Origin of the sequence: Rhizobium sp. CBN3 (genome assembly GCF_030518245.1) — a bacterium.
Taxonomy (GTDB): Bacteria; Pseudomonadota; Alphaproteobacteria; order Rhizobiales; family Rhizobiaceae; genus Rhizobium; species Rhizobium aethiopicum_A.
Window position 1 is genome coordinate 1 of the sequence record NZ_JAULSE010000076.1, and the last position, 1,187, is coordinate 1,187.

Sequence of the window (1,187 nt, forward strand, 5' to 3'; positions counted from 1 at the left end):
AAGTTCATGAGCTCGGCAGCTGTTGCTGTCGTGATGCTGGCTGGTTTGGGTGCGGCGCAGGCTGCTGACGTCAAGGAAGTGCAGATGCTGCACTGGTGGACGTCGGGCGGCGAGGCAGCGGCTTTGAACGTCCTGAAGCAGGATCTGTCGAAGGAAGGTTTTGCCTGGAAGGACGTGCCGGTTGCCGGCGGCGGCGGTGATGCGGCGATGACGGCGCTGAAGGCGATGGTGGCGGCCGGTACCTATCCGACGGCCTCGCAGATGCTCGGTTACACCGTGCTCGATTATGCCCAGGCCGGTGTCATGGGCGACCTGACCGAGACGGCCAAGAAGGAAGGCTGGGACAAGTCGGTGCCGGCCGCACTGCAGAAGTTCTCCGTCTATGACGGCAAATGGGTCGCAGCCCCTGTCAACGTCCATTCGGTCAACTGGCTGTGGATCAACAAGGCGGTGATGGACAAGATCGGCGGCACTCAGCCGAAGAGCTTCGACGATCTGATTGCGCTCCTCGACAAGGCCAAGGCCGCAGGCGTCATCCCTTTGGCGCTCGGCGGCCAGAACTGGCAGGAAGCGACGATGTTCGATTCCATCGTGCTGTCGACCGGCGGACCGGAGTTCTACAAGAAGGCCTTCAACGATCTCGATGAGGCGTCGCTGAAGTCGGACACGATGAAGAAGTCCTTCGACAACCTCGCGAAGATCGTCAAATATGTCGACCCGAACTTCTCCGGCCGCGACTGGAACCTGGCGACCGCCATGGTCATCAAGGGTGATGCGCTGGTGCAGGTGATGGGCGACTGGGCCAAGGGCGAATTCGTCGCCGCCAAGAAGACGCCGGATAAAGACTTCCTGTGCTACCGCTTCCCCGGAACCGAAGGCAGCGTCATCTACAACTCCGACATGTTCGGCATGTTCAACGTTCCCGACGACCGCAAGGCCGCGCAGGTGGCGCTGGCGACGGCGACGCTGTCGAAGAGCTTCCAGTCGGCCTTCAACGTCGTCAAGGGTTCGGTTCCGGCCCGCACCGACGTTCCCGACACCGACTTCGACGCCTGCGGCAAGAAGGGCATCGCCGATCTGAAGGCCGCCAACGAGGGCGGCACGCTGTTCGGTTCGCTCGCCCAGGGTTACGGCGCCCCTCCGGCGATCGCCAATGCCTATAAGGACGTCGTCTCGAAGTTCGTCCA

At 62.3% G+C, this 1,187-nt stretch carries 1 protein-coding gene; it reads left to right on the top strand.

The annotated features are described in order from the left end of the window. Positions 1–1,187: ABC transporter substrate-binding protein (locus QWJ46_RS30980; RefSeq protein ID WP_302756351.1), on the top strand; the 1,187-nt coding region annotated here is incomplete at both ends.